Here is a 17884-nt window from a genome sequence, read left to right as displayed (position 1 = left end):
GTATCAGATCCGGTGGAAAACGATGACGATCCTTTCGAGTGACGTCCGTCGTGCAGAAAAGGCGGACGCCAAAGCCGTTGCCAGTGTTTACTGGCAGGCCTGGCAGCATGGCTATGCTGGGATTATTCCGCATATTGCATTGCAGCATATGCTGACACGGCGCAACAGTCAGTGGTGGCTGAAGGCAATAGACGGACCGGCGACACTGCTCGTGCTGGAAGTCGATGCGCGCGTGGTCGGTTACGCGACCGTCGGGCTCAGCCGTGCGCGTTCGCTGCCGCAGGAAGGCGAGATCTACGAGATCTATCTGCTGCCGACCTATCAGGGTCTGGGCTATGGGCGACGGCTGTTTCGCGAGGCTCAGCGTCTTCTGGCCTCGCTTGGCTGCCAGGGCGTGATCGCCTGGTGTCTGGAAGATCTCGATCAGGCGACCGGGTTTTTCGCCGCACTTGGCGGGCGCAGGCAGGCGCTCAGCGTCGAGCGTTTCGGCGAGAAACGCCTCGACAAGGTTGGATTCGCCTGGGGTTGATCGCTGCTAATCGTTTGAAACGGAATTCTGATCTTTTGCTGCTGATGACGCTTTGGTGAAATTTGCCGAAGTCAGTTCGGCTGGTTGCTTTATAGGGCGATTTTGATTATCCAAGTGGCAAAATTTCCAATCCCCTATGGAGAAGCTTAATGCGTATTGATGCCATCAAGATCGGTGAAAATCCCCCGGAAGATATCAACGTCATCGTCGAGGTTCCGCTTGGCGGCCAGCCGATCAAATATGAGATGGACAAGGATGCCGGTGTTCTGGTCGTCGACCGTTTTCTCTACACGCCGATGATGTATCCCGGCAATTATGGCTTCGTTCCGCACACACTTTCCGATGATGGCGATCCGATCGACGTTCTGATCTGCAATCTGCGCCCGCTGGTTCCCGGCTGCGTCATCAATGTCCGTCCGATCGGCGTGATGATGATGGAAGACAATTCCGGCAAGGACGAGAAGATTATTGCAGTGCCGTCGGAAAATGTCAGTGCCCGTTTCAACAAGATCCGCGATTATCAGGATATGCCGGAAATCCAGTTGAAGCAGATCGAGCATTTCTTTGAACACTACAAGGATCTGGAACCCGGCAAATGGGTCAAGATCTTCGGCTGGCACGGTGCCGAGGAAGCCAAGAAGCTGATCGTTGACGCAATTGAGCGTGCCAAGACCAAGGGCTGAGCCCTTCCGCCGGTCACGGCGTTGCGCGGTTCAGCGCTTCCATCAGAAACTCCGGATCGCCCGCGATCCGGAGTTTTTTCATGCGCGCTGTTTCCCCGCTGATGATGCTGATGGAGGATTTGGCAATACCCAGCCTCTTGGCAACAAGGGCGATCAGCGCCTTGTTGGCCTTGCCCTTCTCAGCTACGGCCGTGACGCGTGCGGTCAGATAGGCAGAGCCTGCAGCATCCTCTCGGATACCGGCAAGCTCGTCCCGACCACCATTCGGTGTCAGCCGGATGGTGATGTCGACATGGTTTTCGGCAGGCGTGATGGCGTTCAGCCCATCCGTGCGAAGATCGGCCAGATCGAGCTCCACATCAAGACGCGGATGAAATAGATGGCAATCAGCACGATCACCGGTGAAATATCGATGCCACCGAGATTGGGCAGGATATTGCGGATCGGGCGATAGACCGGTTCCGTCAGATTATAGAGCATGCGGCCGACGGTGTTGATGAAACCGTTGGAGGCATTGACGATGTTGAAGGCGTAAAGCCAGGACAATATCGCGCTGGCGATAATGATCCAGGTGTAGAGATTCAGCACAAGATCAATCGTCTTGAATAGCGCAAACATTTATCGGTCTCCGGTTCCAGCTTGACAGTCATTTAGACATTAGCGACTTAACGGACAAGGGTTGCCAGTTCCTTTAGCTTCGATTCCGTTTCGATTGGTCTTTTGTGCGCCCGGCAACAGCCCCGGCCGCCTTTGGCCCGACAGTGATGGACCATGTGATGCATTCTTCCGAACCAGGTGCCCGTTTTGCCGCCTTCAGGCACAAATCCTATGCCCGCTTTTTCTTCGCGCGCTTTCTCGGGACCTTTGCGATCCAGATTGTTTCGGTATCGGTCGGCTGGCAGATGTATGACCAAACCGGCAGTGCGCTCTATCTCGGCCTGATCGGCCTGTTCCAGTTCCTGCCAGCGCTGGTGCTGACCCTTGTCACCGGAACGGTGGCCGACCGTTATAACCGCCGCGCCATCGCCGCGCTCTGCTTTGCCGTTTCAACCGGCTGCGCTGCGGTGCTGCTTGCGATTACGCTGACGGGGACATTTTCGCCCTGGCTGGTCTTTGCCATATTGCTGGTGTTCGGCATTGAACGCGCTTTCATGAACCCGGCGGTGCAGTCGCTGGCGCCCAATCTTGTGCCGGCGAAGGATCTGGCCAATGCGATCGCCTGGAATTCCTCCTCCTGGCAGACAGCATCGATTGTCGGTCCGGTGGCTGGCGGCCTGCTCTATGGCATTGGAGCTTCTGTCGCCTATGGTGTGGCGCTGGCCTTTTTTGGTGGTGCCGCGCTTTTGATGCTGCTCGTTGAAAAGCCGGTCCAGCGTTCCGCTGCCGGTGCTGTGACCAAGGAGACCATTCTCGCGGGCTTCCGCTTCATTTGGGGGGAGAAGGTCGTGCTCGGGGCGATCTCGCTCGATCTTTTCGTCGTGCTCCTTGGCGGCGCTGTCGCGCTGATGCCGATCTTTGCCCGCGATATTCTCGATCTTGGACCCTGGGGGCTTGGTCTGCTCAGGGCAGCTCCCGGCATCGGTGCTATTGTTGTGGCACTGATGCTTGCGTCCTTCCCGATCCGCCATCATGCCGGTCACTTCATGTTTTTCGGTGTCGCGCTGTTCGGTGCCTCGACTGTGGTCTTCGGCCTGTCGCACAGTGTCTGGCTGTCGATTGCAGCACTGATGATCATGGGGGCTGCCGACATGGTGTCGGTCTATGTCCGCGAAACGTTGATCGCATTGTGGACACCGGATGAGGTGCGCGGCCGCGTCAACGCCGTCAATTCCGTTTTTGTCGGCGCGTCAAACGAGCTTGGCGAGTTCCGCGCCGGTTCCATGGCATCGCTGATCGGTGCGGTTCCTGCGGTTGTCTTCGGCGGTATCGGCTCGCTGGTCGTGGCAGGGCTTTGGGCTGCACATTTCACCAAGCTCAGAACCATTGACAGCCTCGATGCCCCGGATCACAGCCACCAGCAATAATGCTGATTGGCTATGAGGAGGCGGCAAGCGGGACCGGTTTTTGCGCGGGCGCCTCTTCTTTTGTGAAGATGACATCGAGAAAATCGCACAGCCATGCCTTGAGCGCACGGTCATGCAGCATGCGGCCTTCCAGATGCTGAGCGCCGGGTTGTGCCTTGGGCAGGGTGAAGCGCGAGGAACCGCGCACGACCCAGCTATGCATCATCATCCGGGTCAGTTCGGCATGGAACTGCACGCCATAGGCTTTCTCGCCATAGCGGAAAGCCTGGTTGGGATAGATGTCGCCTTCGGCCAGAAGATCTGCGCTGTGGGGCAGCTCAAAGCCTTCACGGTGAAACTGATAGACCATTTTCGGCCATTTCATCATCAACCGGCCTTTCTCTGTCGGGCGGATCGGATACCAGCCGATCTCCACCGAACCATCGCCATTGCCGCAGACGGTGCCGCCGATCTGGCGGGCAAGCATTTGTGCGCCGAGGCAGATGCCGAGAAAGGGACGGTTTTCCTTCAGCGGGACGGACAGCCAGTCGATCTCCGAGCGGACGAAATCGTCGCCGTCATTGGCGCTCATCGGACCACCAAAAATCACTGCGCCGCTGTGGCGTTCCAGCGTGTCAGGCAGGCTCTGGCCGAGCGCCGGGCGGCGGATATCGAGGGCATAACCCTTCTGCATCAGAATCTGGCCAACACGGCCAGGCGTCGAACGTTCCTGGTGGAGGACGATCAGGATCGGTCGGCGATGCTCACTTGTCTCCGGGATCCCCGGCATGCATATCTCCTTCGGTCTCTAGTCCGGCGCGCTGCTTTGCGGCCTGGCGTTCCAGCACACGGTCACGGTCGGAAACGCCCATCAGTTCGGCAATCCGCCAGACCACATTGTCTTCGATTTCGCTGCGTGTACCATCGGCATAGGCGATGTCCCACAAGAGGCTGATCAAGCCGATGCGCTGTTCTTCGTCGAGATGGCGTTTTACATCGGAGGTGAAGCGGTAGAAATCGACGGCCTCGCTGCCGGCTGCCTCACCCGCTTCAATCAGCTTGTCGAGGCTCTCGCCGTCAATGCCGTATTTTTCTGACAAAAGATCGCGCAGCCGCTTCTGCTCGCTGTCGCTGATCCGGCCATCGGCTTCCATGACCTGAAAGCACAGCGCGACCACGGCAATGCGGGCGTCGTCGGGCTGTTGTTGCCTGCTGCCTTCATCGCCTGTCATTTCCTGGAGAAAGCGGCTGATCTTTTCAAACATTCCGGTCATGTCCTGCGTTTTTCATCAACTAGAGCGCGATTGGGCCGAAAAAGCGGCTCTCACCCTGTCATTCTCTCATATAGTTCTTGGTTTTCGTCAAACTAGAACAGTCCCAGTTTCTTCTTTGGCGCCGGTTCAGGCGGTTTCCCGGCCCTCACCCCCGGGTCATCCGGTGCCCGGCCGCCAAAGGGCGTTGTCGGCGGATCGTCGGTAATGTGTTTTTCGCCCGCGATATCGGGTGCTGACGGTTCGGCTGCCCGGGTTGCACTGGCAGGCGTGTCGTCGATGGTTAACGGCGGCTTCTGCACTGCGGTTTGAGCGGGCGCAGCCTCTGCCTCGCTCTCATGTTCGACAATTACGGGCTCTGTGGGCACGGGCTCTGTTGGCGGTTCCGGGCTAACGGGGGGCGTCTCTTCGAGGGCTTCCTGTGTTGTCGCAGCTGCGCCGATATCAGCGTCACCGGCCTTTTCCGCATCGGCCCTGATCCCGCCGACCGGCGGCAAAGTCTTGAGCGCTGCATCAAGGCGCGATGCCTGGCCTTCCTCAACCGGGCCATCGATCTCGCCATAGGGCACTTTCCACTGGAAGGCGTCGAGCTTGCCGCTGGTGGGAGAGAAGGGGCGCCAGGTTTCCGATACGAGCCCGTCGGCAACCCAGGTCGGGTCGCGCGATGCTTTCAGCGCCTGTGCCATCCAGTGGCGGATCCGGCCCTGGTCAGCGGTCTCTGCCTCTTCAATATCGGCAAGCAGCAGAAAGGCACTTTCCTGTGGCAACATCCGTGCAGCGGCTTCAGCCTTTTCACGGGCCTTGGAAAATTCCCGTGCATCAAGGGCTGCACGGGCGACGGCCATCATCGCAATCGCATTATTGGGTTTCAGCGCTTCCAGCTTTTCTGCCCGCTTCAGCCGGTCGGTTGCCGTGTCGCCGCCACGGGCGCGGACATAAAGGGCGGCGACCTGCGGATGGGCTTCCTTTTTCCAGACCGTTTCAAGCACGCCCGCCGATTTGCGCAGATTATCCTGGGCGAGATAAGCCTTGGCGGCGATGATGGCGGCGGGATGAAAATCGTCCCGGAGCTTTAGCGCCTGCAGTGCATCGGCTATGGCGGCCTTCGGGTCGTCATTCAGTTTCGTTTCGGCACGGGCCGTCAGGATCACCGCTTTCAGCCGTGCGGTTTCATCCTTTTCCATCACCTTGGCGACGCGCTGCTGGTCGATCAGCCGCAAGGCGTCGTCCCAGCGACCCTGGCGCGAGCGGGTCTCAAGCGTCGCCTTGGCGGCCCAGGTCAGATAGGGCGCCTTGTCGGCGGCGCGTTCGGCATATTGGCGGGCTGCCTCATCGGCGCCGGCGCGACGGGCTTCGAGATAAAGGCCGCGCAGGCCGAGTTCTTCCGTTTCCGGGTCGTCGACCATGGCTTCAAACAGGCTGCGGGCCTTGTCGTGGTCTCCTTCGATCAGGGCGACCTGTGCATCGAGAACGTGGATCAGCGGTTCCTGATCAGCGCTCAGAAGGGCATGGGCGCGCGCGCTCATCTTGCGCGCCATGACGAGATTGCCGGAGCCTGCGGCGATCAGTCCGGTGGAAATCGCCTGATAACCCCGATCGCGCTTTCGGGCGCGGAAGTAGCGGCGCGCGGAATGCGGCGAGGTCCATATGGCGCGGATCAGCCACCAGATCAGCATGATGACGAAGATCAGCGCCACCAGCATGGCAAGTGCTGTCGTCAACGGGGTCTGGAACAATTGTCCCTGCCATGTCAGGGACAATTCGCCGGGGCGATCGGCAAACCAGGAAAAACCGAGGCCGAAGCCCAGGACAACAAGGGCAAAGACGAGCAGCCTGATCATGGGTTTGTGCCTCCTGCGCTGGTATCGACCGGCTGGCCGGCAGTGGCGGCATCACTCAGCATCTGGCCAAGCAGACTTTCCGCCTTGATGCGGGCATCAAGGGCGGTCTTGAAATCCACTGACACGGCCTGACCGGCCTCTGGCAGGCTCGACCATTCCTTCGCGGCAGCCTGAAGCTTGCCGGTTTCAAGATCATTCTCGATCCGTGCGACGATCGCGCCGGTCGATGTACCTTCGACATCGCCGACAGGGCGAACGCTGACGAGGTGTCGGGCGGAGTTCCACAGCCGCGTCGTCACGCTTTCATCGGCAGGCGGTGCGTCGGCGGCATTGATGATCGGCGTTGCCAGCGTTTCGAACTGGGCGAGAAGCGCGTCTCGGGTGGGAATGCCGCTGGCAGCAAGGCTTTTCAGCGCGCCAAGTGCCGGGTCATCCGGCGCGACGCTGGCATAGGTCTGCAATTCGCTGGCAAAACTGCCGCCGCGATCAATCGCGGCCTTGAGGCCGGCTGCGGCGATGGCACGGGCGATCATCAGTTCCTTGCCGGGATCATTCACCTTCTTGTCAAGCGCTGCGACCTGGCCCTCAAGCTTGCTCAGGACATCGCCCTGTGCCTGTTCTGCCTGAGACTGATTGGCAAGGCTGGTCGCATTGGCCTGAACCGTGGTCGATAGTGTGGCGAGGTCGGCCTTCAGTGCGTCGATAGCCTGGCTTGAACCACCGCTTTCCCCGGTTGGGCGCGACGATAGGTCGGCGATCTTCGCATCCATCGTGTCAAGGCGGCTGCCAAGAGAGGAAAGGGCGGTCTGAGCCTCGGCCGGTGCTGCCGAAAGCGAGGCTTTCATCTGAGCCAGATCGCTCTGGAGTGCCGCAATGCTGGCAGCGGTTTCGCTTCCCGCCTGCCGTCCGCCTGGCATGCCAAGGAAACCTGCATATTGCAGGGCGCCAGCACAGGCGAGAGCCACGATCCCGCCGGCAATGCCTGCAGCAAGATAGCCGGCGGAACCCGGCCCTCTTGCCGGCATAGGCGGTGTGGGCGCTATGCTTTCAGCTTTTTCCGGTTCGGATGCGGCTTCATCTGCCGTGGGCGCATCGGCTTGGCGGGGCATGTCCGTCTCCTCCGTTTCAGGTTTTGTCGGCGAAGGCTCCAGATCACCATTGCCGTGGCGATGGATCGCTGCGGCAATATCGGCCATGGCGGCCTTCACATCCTCCTCATTGTCGCGCGGCTTCATCGGGGCGGGCCCGGCGCCCGTCTCATTTTTCTCATTCTGTTCGGGTCGCGATGAATTGTCCGGAACCATGATAACCTCTCTCGCGCTGGTCGGTTGTAAGTTAGTGTCCGACTGGCGTTAAAGAAAGGTTTTTGTTTGTAATCTTTCCAGACCTGGTTTCCGGCAGCGCCGCTTATCCGCATTTGAAAAGACGCGCAAAAAGCGCCGTTTCGTGCGGTGTTTCGGCAATCAGAACCCGATTTGGCAGATCTTTCGGGATTGCGGCGGCGACCGTCGCGCTGAGACAGGCAAAGATTATATTCTGCATATCTGGCCCTGCGATCTCCTGACCGAACAAAGTAAAGAAGCGGTCGGCAGTTGCCTGCGAGTAAAAGGCGATGGCATCGGGCTGGAACCCATCAAGTAAAGTGATCAGGTCCTGTTCGCCAAAATCGACAGGCATCATGCGATAGGCAGTCACTGTTCTGGCCTGAAGCCTGGCTTGCTCCAGTGTTGTTTCAAAGGTTTTTGTATGCGGTTCACCGGCAAGATACAGAAGAGCCGGGCCGTCTTTAGCAACAAGGCCGCTTGCCGCAACGGCTTCGGCCAGCCCGCGGCCGTCGCCCGGCCCTGTGATGATCCGGTGAAAACCGGCCTGCTGCGCCGCTGCAGCCGTTGCCGCCCCAACGGCAAAGAGCGAGCGCGACAGGATGTCGCTGTTGATATTCGCCAGAGCCAGCGCGCGAATGGCCTCGACGCTGGTGACAGCCAGCACTGAGAAGGGTGCTGCGAGCGCAAGTCTCACCGCAGCAGGATCATGCTGCGGATAAGTAAGAGCGATGTTCCTGCCGGCATGGCCGGTGGCCTCAAGTTGGGCAAGCGATTGCTGTGCGCGTCGTTCCGGCCTTGTCAGCAGCACGCGCATGGCGGTCAGCTCCAGCCGTCAAGAAAGCCGGGGCCAGCGCGGCGGCGCAGTTCCGTGCCTGCCTCACGGCCGATCCGTTCGGCGTCGCTGCGCGGGCCGTCAGTGGCGACCTCATGGTAGATGGTGCCATCCGGGGTCAGGATCATGCCGGAAAAGGCAAGCCGGTCGCCGGAAATCGTTGCATAACCGGCGATCGGCGTGCGGCAGGAGCCGTCTAGCACGGCGAGATAGGCCCGCTCGCAGATGACCGCGTCATGGGTGGCGGGATCGTTGATTTTTGCCAGAAGCGTTGCGACGCGCTCATCGTTCTGACGTTGCTCGATGCAAATCGCGCCCTGTGCTGGAGCGGGCGGAAATTCATCGACATCAAGGACTTCAGTTGCCCTGTCGCCAAGGCCAAGCCGTGCGAGCCCGGCAAAAGCGAGGAAGGTGCCGTCAACGTCGCCGGCTGCCAGCTTTTCGAGCCTTGTCTGCACCGATCCACGGAAGATCACCACCTTGATATCGGGGCGAAGCTTGCGGATCAGCGCCTGACGGCGCAGCGAGGCCGAGCCGACCACGGCGCCTTGCGGCAGATCGATCAGACGCTTTGCCGTCCTGCCGATAAAGGCATCGCGCGGATCGGCGCGCGGCAGGAAGGTCGAAAGGGTGAGGCCATCCGGCAGGACGGTCGGCATGTCCTTGGAGGAATGAACGGCGAAATCGAGTGCGCCGGAGGAAAGCTGTGCTTCCAGTTCCTCGGTAAAAAGCCCCTTGCCACCGATTTCGGCAAGGGCGCGGTCAGTGATCCGGTCGCCCTTGGTCGAAAGCACCACGATTTCGAACATGTCGGCGCCGAGGCCATGGGCTTCCATCAGCCTGTCACGGGCTTCATGGGCCTGCGCCAGCGCCAGCGGGCTGCCACGTGTGCCGATCCGGAAAGGTTTCATTTGCATCCTGCACTCACCGTTGTTACCGGAGGGTTTCGTAAACCGGAATGCGACGGACCGCAAACCATCGCTTGGAACCATGGATAAAAACGAACTCTTTCTCGGTATCGAATCGAGCTGCGATGAAACCGCAGCCGCTATTGTCATGCGCCGGCCGGATGGCAGCGGCGCGGTGCTGGCCGATGTCGTGCTGAGCCAGCTGGATGAACATGCAGCTTTTGGCGGCGTGGTGCCGGAAATCGCCGCGCGTGCCCATGTCGAGGCGATGGACCGGCTGATCGCTGAAGCGCTGGAGCGTTCCGGCGTCGCGCTTGCCGATCTCGATGGTGTTGCTGCAACGGTCGGGCCAGGGCTGATCGGCGGGCTGATTGTCGGTGCGATGAGTGGCAAGGCGATCGCCTATGCCGCGGACAAACCCTTTTATGGCGTCAATCATCTGGAGGGCCATGCGCTGACGGCGCGGCTGACCAATGGGGTCTCTTTCCCCTATCTGATGCTGCTCGTCTCCGGCGGTCACAGCCAGATCGTGCTGGTCAAGGGTGTCGGCGATTACGAGCGCTGGGGTACCACGATCGACGATGCGCTGGGCGAGGCTTTCGACAAGACTGCCAAGCTTCTGGGGCTGCCCTATCCGGGTGGTCCGGCGGTGGAAAAGGCGGCCGAAACGGGCGATCCCGACCGCTTTCGCCTGCCGCGGCCGATGCGTGGCGAGGACCGGCTTGATTTCTCCTTCTCCGGCCTGAAAACGGCGGTGCGCCAGGCGGCCGAGGCCGCCGCCCCGATGAGCGATCAGGACGTGGCGGATCTCTGCGCTTCGTTTCAAAAGGCCGTTGCCGACACGCTTTCCGACCGGATTTCGCGTTCGCTCAGGCGTTTTGCGGCCGAATATGGCGATAGCCAGCGTGAACCGGCGCTGGTGGTGGCTGGCGGGGTTGCGGCAAATCGGGCGTTGCGCCAGACATTGACCGAATTATGCGGCGAATATGGTTTTCGATTCGTGGCGCCGCCCTTGAGGCTCTGCACCGACAATGCGGTGATGATTGCCTGGGCGGGGCTGGAACGGGAAGCGGCGGGGCAGCCCGCCGATGGGCTTAAGATTGCGCCGCGTCCGCGCTGGCCGCTGGATCAAAAGGCGGTTGCGCTGATCGGCAGCGGCCGGAAAGGTGCCAAGGCATGAATGAGACAAAAAAGACTGTGGTGATCGGTTCCGGCTCGTTCGGAACAGCATTGGCGGCGGTTTTCGCGCGTGAGGGCGAGGATCAGGTGACGCTGCTCGGCCGGGATGCGGCGCTGATCGAAACGCTGAAGAAAACCCGCATTCACGAACGCTCCCTGCCGGGCGTGCAGCTGCCGGAAGCGCTGATCTTCACCAATGATGCCGAGGTTTTGCGCACGGCCGACACGGTGGTGGTTGCCGTACCGGCCCAGGCGCAGCGCGCAGCGGCTCGCTATTATGGCCCTTATTACAAAGAAGATGCGGTGATCATTTCAGCATCCAAGGGGATCGAACGGTCCACCGGACGGCTGATTACCGATGTTCTGAATGAAGAATTGCCGCATCACAGCGCCGGAGCGCTTTCGGGGCCGGGCTTTGCCCGTGATCTTGCCACTGGCAAGCCGATCGCCATGGCGCTGGCCTTCCGCTCGCGCCAGATTGCGCGTGATACGGCTGAAATCCTGTCAGGCAAGACCTTCCGGATTTATGGTTCCGGCGATCCGGTTGGTGTGCAGATCGGAGGAGCACTGAAGAATGTGCTGGCCATTGCCTGCGGCATCGTCGAAGGGGCAGGGCTTGGGGAATCGGCGCGTGCGGCGCTGATTTCACGCGGACTTGCGGAAATGTCGCGGCTTGCCGTTGCCATGGGCGGCGAGGCGGAGACGGTGCGCGGCCTGTCCGGTCTCGGCGATCTGGTGTTGACCGGCTCGTCGCGCCAGTCACGCAATTTCCGCTATGGCGTCCAGCTGGCCGAAGGGCGGACGGATGAGAATTCTGCGCTGGTCGAAGGCGTCTTTTCTGCCTCTGTCGCGGCCGAACTTGCCGCCAGCCATTCCGTCCAGATGCCGATCAGCAATGCGGTCGCCCGTATTCTCGACGGCAAGCTGTCCATTCCGGCAGCGCTTGAAGAATTGATGGCGCGCCCGATCACCACCGAATGAGGCATCAGGGAGAACAGTCATGATCTATGCCGTTATCTGCACCGATAAGCCCGACCATCTTTCCATGCGCATGGAAACACGCCCGACCCATCTCGCCTGGGTTGATAAGCTCAATGCCGATGGCATCTTGAAGATTGCCGGGCCGTTTCTGGATGATGAGGGCAAATCCTGTGGCTCGATGCTTTTGATCGAAGCGGGTAGCCAGGCCGATGCCGAAGCGCTTGCCGCTGAAGATCCCTATGCCAGGGCCGGTCTTTTCGCGAAGACGGAAGTGCGCCCCTTCAAGTGGCTCTACAACAATCCCGAGGAGGCGTGATCTCTTGGCCTACTGGCTTTTCAAATCCGAACCGTTCAAGTTTTCCTGGGAGATGCTGAAGGCCAAGGGGGCTGACGGCGAGGAATGGGATGGCGTGCGCAACTATCAGGCGCGCAACAATATGCGAGCGATGAAAATCGGCGACAAGGGCTTCTTCTACCACTCCAATGAGGGGTTGGAAGTCGTTGGCATCTGCGAGGTCTGCGCACTTGCACACCACGATTCGACGACGGATGACCCGCGCTGGGAATGCGTCGATATCCGCGCGGTGACCGAGGTTCCAAAACCCGTGACGCTGAAGGATGTCAAAGCCAATCCGAAGCTTTCCGAGATGTCGCTGGTCACCTCGATGCGGCTTTCGGTACAGCCGGTAACCAGGGACGAATGGCTGGAAGTCTGCCGTATGGGCGGTCTCGACAACCCGCCGCTGGCGGACTAGCGTCTGATCCGGTTTTCAGTCTGACGGACAGGGAGATAAGGCCGTGAACGGACATGGATATTCCGACAGTTTCTGGATGCTGGCGCATTTCGGCCTCTGGCAGCTGGCAATCGTCTTTGTCTTCTGGTGGCTGATCTTTGGCTGGCCGGTGGCAAAGATCCTGCGGCGCATGGGCTTTTCCGGCTTCTGGGTGCTGCTCTGCTTCGTGCCGCTCGGCAATATTATCGGGCTTTGGGTCATGGCGACGACGCGCTGGCCGCGCGTTGATCGTGACTGAGGTTTCATGCCCTGATGAGCGACACTGGCCGCTTCATTCTGGACAATACTGAGATCCTCACCCCGCCGCATGTGCCTGAGATCAGGTTGCGGCTGGCGAGTGAGGTGCATGATCTCTGGCTGAAAACCGAAGAGGAACTGCAGGAAATCGGCCTGCCGCCGCCATTCTGGGCTTTTGCCTGGGCCGGCGGGCAGGGGCTGGCGCGTTATATCCTTGATCATCCGGCAGCGGTTGAAGGCAAGCGGGTGGTGGATTTTGCCTCCGGTTCAGGGCTTGTGGCGATTGCTGCGGCCAGGGCCGGGGCGTCATCGGTGCTGGCTGCCGATATCGATCGCTGGTCCGCTGCCGCTATGGCGCTGAATGCCGCGCTGAACGCTGTCACGCTGGAAATCTGCACAATGGATCTGATCGGCACGCGTCCCGACGCTGACGTCCTGCTCGCCGGTGACGTCTTTTATGATCGGGAATTTGCCGTAAGGCTTCTGCCCTGGTTCCGCGATCTGGCGGCGGACGGCATGACGGTGCTGATCGGCGATCCGGGGCGGGCCTATCTGCCAAAGACAGGGCTGGTCGCGCTTGCCAGCTATCAGGTGCCGGTGACGCGGGTGCTGGAGGACAGCGAGATCAAGAAGACCACCGTATGGGCATTCACGTCTCAGGCAGGACTGTGATCAGGGCAACCTTACTTGAATTACACGCATGACTTGCTGCTTTCTTTGGTTTAATGTAGTCCTAAGGTTGTTTTCTGAAGGGGGCGGCTCTGCTTTTCATGATCATCATCGGCATTGTTGCGGCCACGGCTGCAACGCTGTTGTTCGGCTGTCTCTACCATCTGGCCTTCGGCCGCCTGCGGGCACGTCTGGCCGGTTCGGCGGCGGGTGGAACGCAGACTGGTTGCGTCACCCTCATACGGGATCTCACCGCCAAACTGGTCATGGCCATCTTTCTTTCGATGCTGCTCTACAGGCTGGGCCCTGCGGCGCTGACCTTTTATGGTGGTATCGGTTGGTCGGTCTTTGTCGGTTTCGGTTTTGGTGTCACGGCCATGGCCGCGCATCCTGTTCCTTACAATCGGCCTGTCTTTCTGCTTCTGCTCGATGCCGGTCACTGGCTCGGTTCGGCGGCGATCATGGGGATCATGATCGGATTCTTTCACTGATATCGTTGAGAGGCCGAAATGACGAATGCCAGTCTGCGTCGCCTGGATTTCGCTGCCGGGCGGAGCGTTTGGACCGGATCGGCACTGAGTCGCGGGCAATTCCGCATAGTGGCTAAAGAAATGGCATTGTCGGTATGGGCAATCCAAGTCTCTGATTTATCTTGATTTCGAAAGGCAACTTAAATCATTGAAACTTAACGATGCGCATGGATTTCGGCGTTTTTTTGTGCAACTTTGGTCTCAACTCGCGTCTCCGTACCAACCTGCAAGCTGAAACTGGCATCCGTCAAACCGATTAAATCGCCAGAGGGGGGCAATTGGGCTTGTCGCAGGCGCTTGTGATGAGTAAACCACCACAGAGCATTGGCACCGCGCGCCAAGACACCCGGTTCTGTCCGGTTCGGCTGATCTGGCTAGCGAATGCCCGGAAATGCGCCTTTTAAAAACGCCGCGAGGTTTTGATGGCCAGTCCAACCAGCAATCGGCCTTTGTCGCCGCATCTTCAAGTTTACAAATTCATCCCGACGATGATCATGTCGACGTTGCACCGCATTACCGGTGCGGCGATGTATTTCGGCACCATTCTGCTTGCTGCCTGGCTGATTGCCGCGGCGTCGGGCGAGGGGGCTTTCGACATCGTCAACTGGTTCTTCGGTTCGTGGCTCGGACTGCTGATCCTGTTCGGCTACACCTGGGCTCTGGTTCACCATCTTCTCGGTGGCCTCCGCCATTTCGGCTGGGATATGGGCTACGGGCTTGAAAAGCATTTTTCCACCAAGGTCGCGGTTGCGCTTCCGGTTGCTTCGGTCTGTCTGACCCTGGTGATCTGGATCGTTGGCCTGGCCATCTGAGTGAGGGGATCTATCCATGGATATGCGCACACCGCTGAAAAAGGTTCGCGGTCTGGGGACCTCGCGCAAGGGGACTGACCATTTCTGGGTTCAGCGCATGACGGCGCTGGCTCTCGTGCCGTTGACGGTCTTTTTCTTCATTTTCCTGATCCGCTATGCCGGGGCACCCTATGCCGAGGTTATTGCGGGTCTTTCCAATCCGTTTGTCGCGACCCTGATGGGTCTGATGGTTATTGCCGGACTGTTTCACGTTCACATCGGCATGCAGGAAATCATCGTCGACTACGTTCACAACGATCTCATCAAGTTTCTTCTCTTGATGGCAAACACTTGCTTCATGGTTCTGATCGGCGCGCTCTGTCTGCTGTCCATCGTGAAGATTGCATTTATGGGGTGATCACAAATGGCTACACCTAAATCTGACGAACAGGGCGGCAAGGCCTACACCTATGTCGACCACTCCTATGACGTGATCGTGGTCGGTGCCGGCGGTTCTGGTCTGCGTGCCACGCTCGGCATGGCCGAACAGGGCTTCAAGACCGCCTGCATCACCAAGGTTTTCCCGACCCGCTCGCATACGGTTGCCGCTCAGGGCGGTATCGCGGCTTCGCTGACCAACATGACGCCGGACTGCTGGCAGTGGCATCTCTATGACACCGTCAAGGGTTCCGACTGGCTCGGCGATGTTGATGCCATGCAGTATATGGTCATGGAAGCGCCAAAGGCCGTCTACGAGCTGGAACATTACGGCGTGCCTTTCTCGCGTAACGAGGAAGGCAAGATCTACCAGCGTCCCTTTGGCGGCCACATGCAGAATTATGGCGATGGCCCACCGGTTCAGCGCACCTGCGCTGCAGCCGACCGTACCGGTCATGCCATTCTGCACACGCTTTATGGCCAGTCGCTGAAAAACAATGCCGAATTCTTCATCGAATATTTCGCGCTCGATCTGATCATGAGCGATGATGGCGTCTGCACCGGTGTTGTTGCCTGGAATCTTGACGACGGCACGATCCATCGTTTCTCCGCCAAGATGGTGGTTCTCGCCACCGGCGGCTATGGTCGCGCCTTCTTCTCGGCGACCTCTGCGCACACCTGCACCGGCGACGGCGCCGGCATGATTGCACGTGCCGGCCTGCCGCTGCAGGACATGGAATTCGTTCAGTTCCATCCGACCGGCATTTATGGCGCGGGCTGCCTGATTACCGAGGGTGCACGCGGAGAAGGCGGATATCTGACCAATTCCGAGGGCGAGCGTTTCATGGAACGCTATGCACCGTCGGCCAAGGATCTGGCTTCGCGTGACGTTGTCTCGCGTTGCATGACGATGGAAATCCGTGAGGGCCGCGGCGTCGGCAAGAACAAGGATCACATCTTCCTGCATCTCGATCATCTTGATCCGGCAATTCTGGCCGAACGTCTTCCGGGCATTTCCGAAAGCGCCAAGATTTTCGCCGGTGTCGATGTGACCCGCGAGCCGATCCCGGTTCTGCCGACCGTTCACTACAATATGGGCGGTATCCCGACCAATTACTGGGGTGAAGTGCTGAACGCTGATCCGGAGAACCCCGAACGCGTCGCGCCCGGCCTGATGGCCGTCGGCGAAGCGGGCTGTGCATCGGTTCACGGTGCCAACCGACTGGGCTCCAACTCGCTGATCGACCTTGTTGTCTTCGGCCGTGCCGCCGCCATCCGCGCCGGTCAGGTGATCGACAAAGATGCGCCCATTCCGGCGCTCAATGTTGACGCCTGCGACAGGATCATGGAACGCTTTGATCGCATTCGCTTCGCCGCCGGCTCCCAGCCGACTGCGGTGCTGCGCGACAAGATGCAGCGTGCCATGCAGGAAGACGCAGCCGTGTTCCGTACCCAGGAATCGCTGGAAGCCGGCTGCCGCCGGATCAGCGAGATCTGGAAGGAACTGCCGGATGTCAAGGTCACTGACCGTTCGATGATCTGGAATTCCGATCTGGTGGAAACGCTGGAGCTGGAAAACCTCATGGCCTGCGCCATCACCACGGTCTTCGGCGCGGAAGCCCGCAAGGAAAGCCGTGGCGCGCATGCGCGTGAAGATTATGTCGATGGTCCTTTCGCTGGCCGTGACGATGAGAACTGGCGCAAGCACACGCTGTCCTGGGTCAGCCCGCAAGGCGATGTGACGCTGAAATATCGTCCGGTTCACACCGACCTCATTGCCGATGGCATCGATATCAAGAAGATTGCCCCCAAGGCACGCGTCTACTGATCGAGAGGAACAGGAAATGGTAGAATTCACACTTCCGAAAAACTCGAAGGTCAAGGAAGGCAAAACCTGGCCGAAGCCGGAGGGTGCCAAGAATCTTCGCGAGTTCCGGATCTATCGCTGGAGCCCGGATACGGGCGAAAATCCCAGCATCGACACCTATTATATCGATGTTGACGACTGCGGACCGATGATTCTTGATGCGCTTTTGTATATCAAGAACAAGATCGATCCGACGCTGACACTCCGGCGGTCCTGCCGTGAGGGTATTTGCGGTTCCTGCGCCATGAACATCGATGGCACCAACACGCTGGCCTGCACCAAGGGCATGGATGAGGTCAAGGGCACCGTCAAGGTCTATCCGCTGCCGCATATGCCGGTGGTGAAGGATCTGGTTCCGGACCTCAACAATTTCTACGCCCAGCATCGTTCGATCGAGCCGTGGCTGCAGACGGTGTCGCCGGCCCCGGCCAAGGAATGGAAGCAGAGCCATGATGACCGGTCGAAGCTCGACGGGCTTTATGAATGCATTCTGTGCGCCTGCTGCTCCACCTCCTGTCCCTCCTATTGGTGGAACGGTGACCGCTATCTCGGTCCCGCTGTTCTGCTGCAGGCCTATCGCTGGCTGATGGACAGCCGTGACGAGGCAACCGGCGAGCGTCTCGATAATCTGGAAGATCCCTTCCGGCTTTATCGCTGCCACACGATCATGAACTGCACCCAGGCCTGCCCGAAGGGGCTGAACCCGGCCAAGGCGATTGCCGGCATCAAGAAGATGCTGGTCGAACGCGCGGTGTGATCAGACAAAAGAGGTTTTTGCAAAACCTTGATTTGACAAGCGTTGAAGCGCGGCCTTTGGGTCGCGCTTTTTGCTTATGGCGAACTACGGCAATATTTTGTTTTTTCGATGATATTATCGATTGCATCACATGTAGGAATAGAGAGGTGAACAGCACTAAAAGATCAGAATAAAGGGGGGATATCTGTGCTAATCCAGGAAAATTCGGGAACACTCCGCCACAGGGCCGGGGCCTTGCCGCCATCGCTG

General features: G+C 59.5%; 22 protein-coding genes. 14 read left to right on the top strand and 8 right to left on the bottom strand.

Annotated features, from left to right (window positions below; all coding sequences use genetic code 11):
* The first annotated feature begins 22 nt into the window (after positions 1-22).
* Together FJU08_RS09330 and ppa are read left to right on the top strand one after the other, a co-directional pair.
* The gene (locus FJU08_RS09330; RefSeq protein WP_141148736.1) at positions 23-529 is read left to right on the top strand and encodes a GNAT family N-acetyltransferase; all 507 of its coding nucleotides are present in this window, start codon (positions 23-25) and stop codon (positions 527-529) included.
* A gap of 149 nt (positions 530-678) precedes the next feature.
* Positions 679-1212 (top strand): inorganic diphosphatase, encoded by a 534-nt coding sequence (gene ppa, locus FJU08_RS09325; RefSeq protein WP_141148735.1) that lies wholly within the window; start codon positions 679-681, stop codon positions 1210-1212.
* Positions 1213-1225: 13 nt separating this feature from the next.
* Here ppa and FJU08_RS09320 read toward each other — a convergent pair whose 3' ends face one another.
* Positions 1226-1534, bottom strand: a complete 309-nt coding sequence (locus FJU08_RS09320; protein ID WP_141149018.1) for a DUF167 family protein — start codon at positions 1532-1534, stop codon at positions 1226-1228.
* The gene (locus FJU08_RS09315; RefSeq protein WP_141148734.1) at positions 1531-1830 is read right to left on the bottom strand and encodes a YggT family protein; all 300 of its coding nucleotides are present in this window, start codon (positions 1828-1830) and stop codon (positions 1531-1533) included. The genes FJU08_RS09320 and FJU08_RS09315 overlap by 4 nt, the downstream gene beginning before the upstream one ends.
* Before the next feature lie 158 nt (positions 1831-1988).
* On the opposite strand from FJU08_RS09315, the gene FJU08_RS09310 reads away from it, so the two are divergent.
* Complete coding sequence (locus FJU08_RS09310; RefSeq protein ID WP_141148733.1) at positions 1989-3236, top strand: MFS transporter; 1248 nt, start codon at positions 1989-1991, stop codon at positions 3234-3236.
* Positions 3237-3246: 10 nt separating this feature from the next.
* On the opposite strand, the gene FJU08_RS09305 is transcribed toward FJU08_RS09310, so the two are convergent.
* The 6 genes from FJU08_RS09305 to hemC all read right to left on the bottom strand — a co-directional run bounded on the left by FJU08_RS09305 (position 3247) and on the right by hemC (position 9401).
* Positions 3247-4005: a glutamine amidotransferase gene (locus FJU08_RS09305; RefSeq protein ID WP_141148732.1), complete on the bottom strand. Its 759-nt coding sequence runs from the start codon at positions 4003-4005 to the stop codon at positions 3247-3249.
* On the bottom strand, positions 3980-4480 hold the full coding sequence (locus FJU08_RS09300; protein ID WP_141148731.1) for a tellurite resistance TerB family protein: 501 nt from the start codon (positions 4478-4480) through the stop codon (positions 3980-3982). The genes FJU08_RS09305 and FJU08_RS09300 overlap by 26 nt, the downstream gene beginning before the upstream one ends.
* A gap of 101 nt (positions 4481-4581) precedes the next feature.
* Positions 4582-6327 (bottom strand): heme biosynthesis protein HemY, encoded by a 1746-nt coding sequence (locus FJU08_RS09295; RefSeq protein ID WP_235890642.1) that lies wholly within the window; start codon positions 6325-6327, stop codon positions 4582-4584.
* Entirely contained in the window at positions 6324-7631 is a 1308-nt protein-coding gene (locus FJU08_RS09290) for a mitofilin family membrane protein (RefSeq protein WP_141148730.1), read from the bottom strand. The genes FJU08_RS09295 and FJU08_RS09290 overlap by 4 nt, the downstream gene beginning before the upstream one ends.
* 103 nt (positions 7632-7734) lie before the next feature.
* The gene (locus FJU08_RS09285; RefSeq protein WP_141148729.1) at positions 7735-8466 is read right to left on the bottom strand and encodes a uroporphyrinogen-III synthase; all 732 of its coding nucleotides are present in this window, start codon (positions 8464-8466) and stop codon (positions 7735-7737) included.
* Positions 8467-8471: 5 nt separating this feature from the next.
* Positions 8472-9401 carry a hydroxymethylbilane synthase gene (gene hemC, locus FJU08_RS09280; protein WP_141148728.1) on the bottom strand — a complete coding sequence of 310 codons (930 nt, stop codon included), beginning with the start codon at positions 9399-9401 and terminating at the stop codon, positions 8472-8474.
* A 73-nt stretch (positions 9402-9474) separates the two neighbouring features.
* Between hemC and tsaD the strand changes: the two genes are divergently transcribed.
* The 11 genes from tsaD to FJU08_RS09225 all read left to right on the top strand — a co-directional run bounded on the left by tsaD (position 9475) and on the right by FJU08_RS09225 (position 17635).
* Positions 9475-10572, top strand: coding sequence for a tRNA (adenosine(37)-N6)-threonylcarbamoyltransferase complex transferase subunit TsaD (gene tsaD, locus FJU08_RS09275; RefSeq protein WP_141148727.1), 1098 nt, complete (start codon positions 9475-9477; stop codon positions 10570-10572).
* Positions 10569-11552, top strand: a complete 984-nt coding sequence (locus tag FJU08_RS09270) for an NAD(P)H-dependent glycerol-3-phosphate dehydrogenase (protein ID WP_141148726.1) — start codon at positions 10569-10571, stop codon at positions 11550-11552. The genes tsaD and FJU08_RS09270 overlap by 4 nt, the downstream gene beginning before the upstream one ends.
* 19 nt (positions 11553-11571) lie before the next feature.
* Positions 11572-11868: a YciI family protein gene (locus FJU08_RS09265; protein ID WP_141148725.1), complete on the top strand. Its 297-nt coding sequence runs from the start codon at positions 11572-11574 to the stop codon at positions 11866-11868.
* A 4-nt stretch (positions 11869-11872) separates the two neighbouring features.
* Positions 11873-12307 (top strand): EVE domain-containing protein, encoded by a 435-nt coding sequence (locus FJU08_RS09260; RefSeq protein WP_141148724.1) that lies wholly within the window; start codon positions 11873-11875, stop codon positions 12305-12307.
* A gap of 43 nt (positions 12308-12350) precedes the next feature.
* Positions 12351-12584 (top strand): hypothetical protein, encoded by a 234-nt coding sequence (locus tag FJU08_RS09255; RefSeq protein WP_235890641.1) that lies wholly within the window; start codon positions 12351-12353, stop codon positions 12582-12584.
* A gap of 11 nt (positions 12585-12595) precedes the next feature.
* The gene (locus FJU08_RS09250; RefSeq protein WP_141148723.1) at positions 12596-13255 is read left to right on the top strand and encodes a class I SAM-dependent methyltransferase; all 660 of its coding nucleotides are present in this window, start codon (positions 12596-12598) and stop codon (positions 13253-13255) included.
* Positions 13256-13353: 98 nt separating this feature from the next.
* Positions 13354-13743 (top strand): DUF1761 domain-containing protein, encoded by a 390-nt coding sequence (locus FJU08_RS09245; protein WP_141148722.1) that lies wholly within the window; start codon positions 13354-13356, stop codon positions 13741-13743.
* A 461-nt stretch (positions 13744-14204) separates the two neighbouring features.
* Positions 14205-14594, top strand: coding sequence for a succinate dehydrogenase, cytochrome b556 subunit (gene sdhC, locus FJU08_RS09240; RefSeq protein ID WP_141148721.1), 390 nt, complete (start codon positions 14205-14207; stop codon positions 14592-14594).
* Between the two features lie 16 nt (positions 14595-14610).
* On the top strand, positions 14611-14991 hold the full coding sequence (gene sdhD, locus FJU08_RS09235; RefSeq protein ID WP_141148720.1) for a succinate dehydrogenase, hydrophobic membrane anchor protein: 381 nt from the start codon (positions 14611-14613) through the stop codon (positions 14989-14991).
* A gap of 6 nt (positions 14992-14997) precedes the next feature.
* Entirely contained in the window at positions 14998-16839 is a 1842-nt protein-coding gene (sdhA, locus tag FJU08_RS09230) for a succinate dehydrogenase flavoprotein subunit (protein WP_141148719.1), read from the top strand.
* Between the two features lie 16 nt (positions 16840-16855).
* Entirely contained in the window at positions 16856-17635 is a 780-nt protein-coding gene (locus FJU08_RS09225; protein WP_141148718.1) for a succinate dehydrogenase iron-sulfur subunit, read from the top strand.
* Positions 17636-17884 lie beyond the last annotated feature (249 nt).

This window comes from Martelella alba (genome assembly GCF_006516955.1).
GTDB lineage: Bacteria > Pseudomonadota > Alphaproteobacteria > Rhizobiales > Rhizobiaceae > Martelella > Martelella alba.
This window is presented reverse-complemented; position numbering and strand designations above follow the sequence as displayed.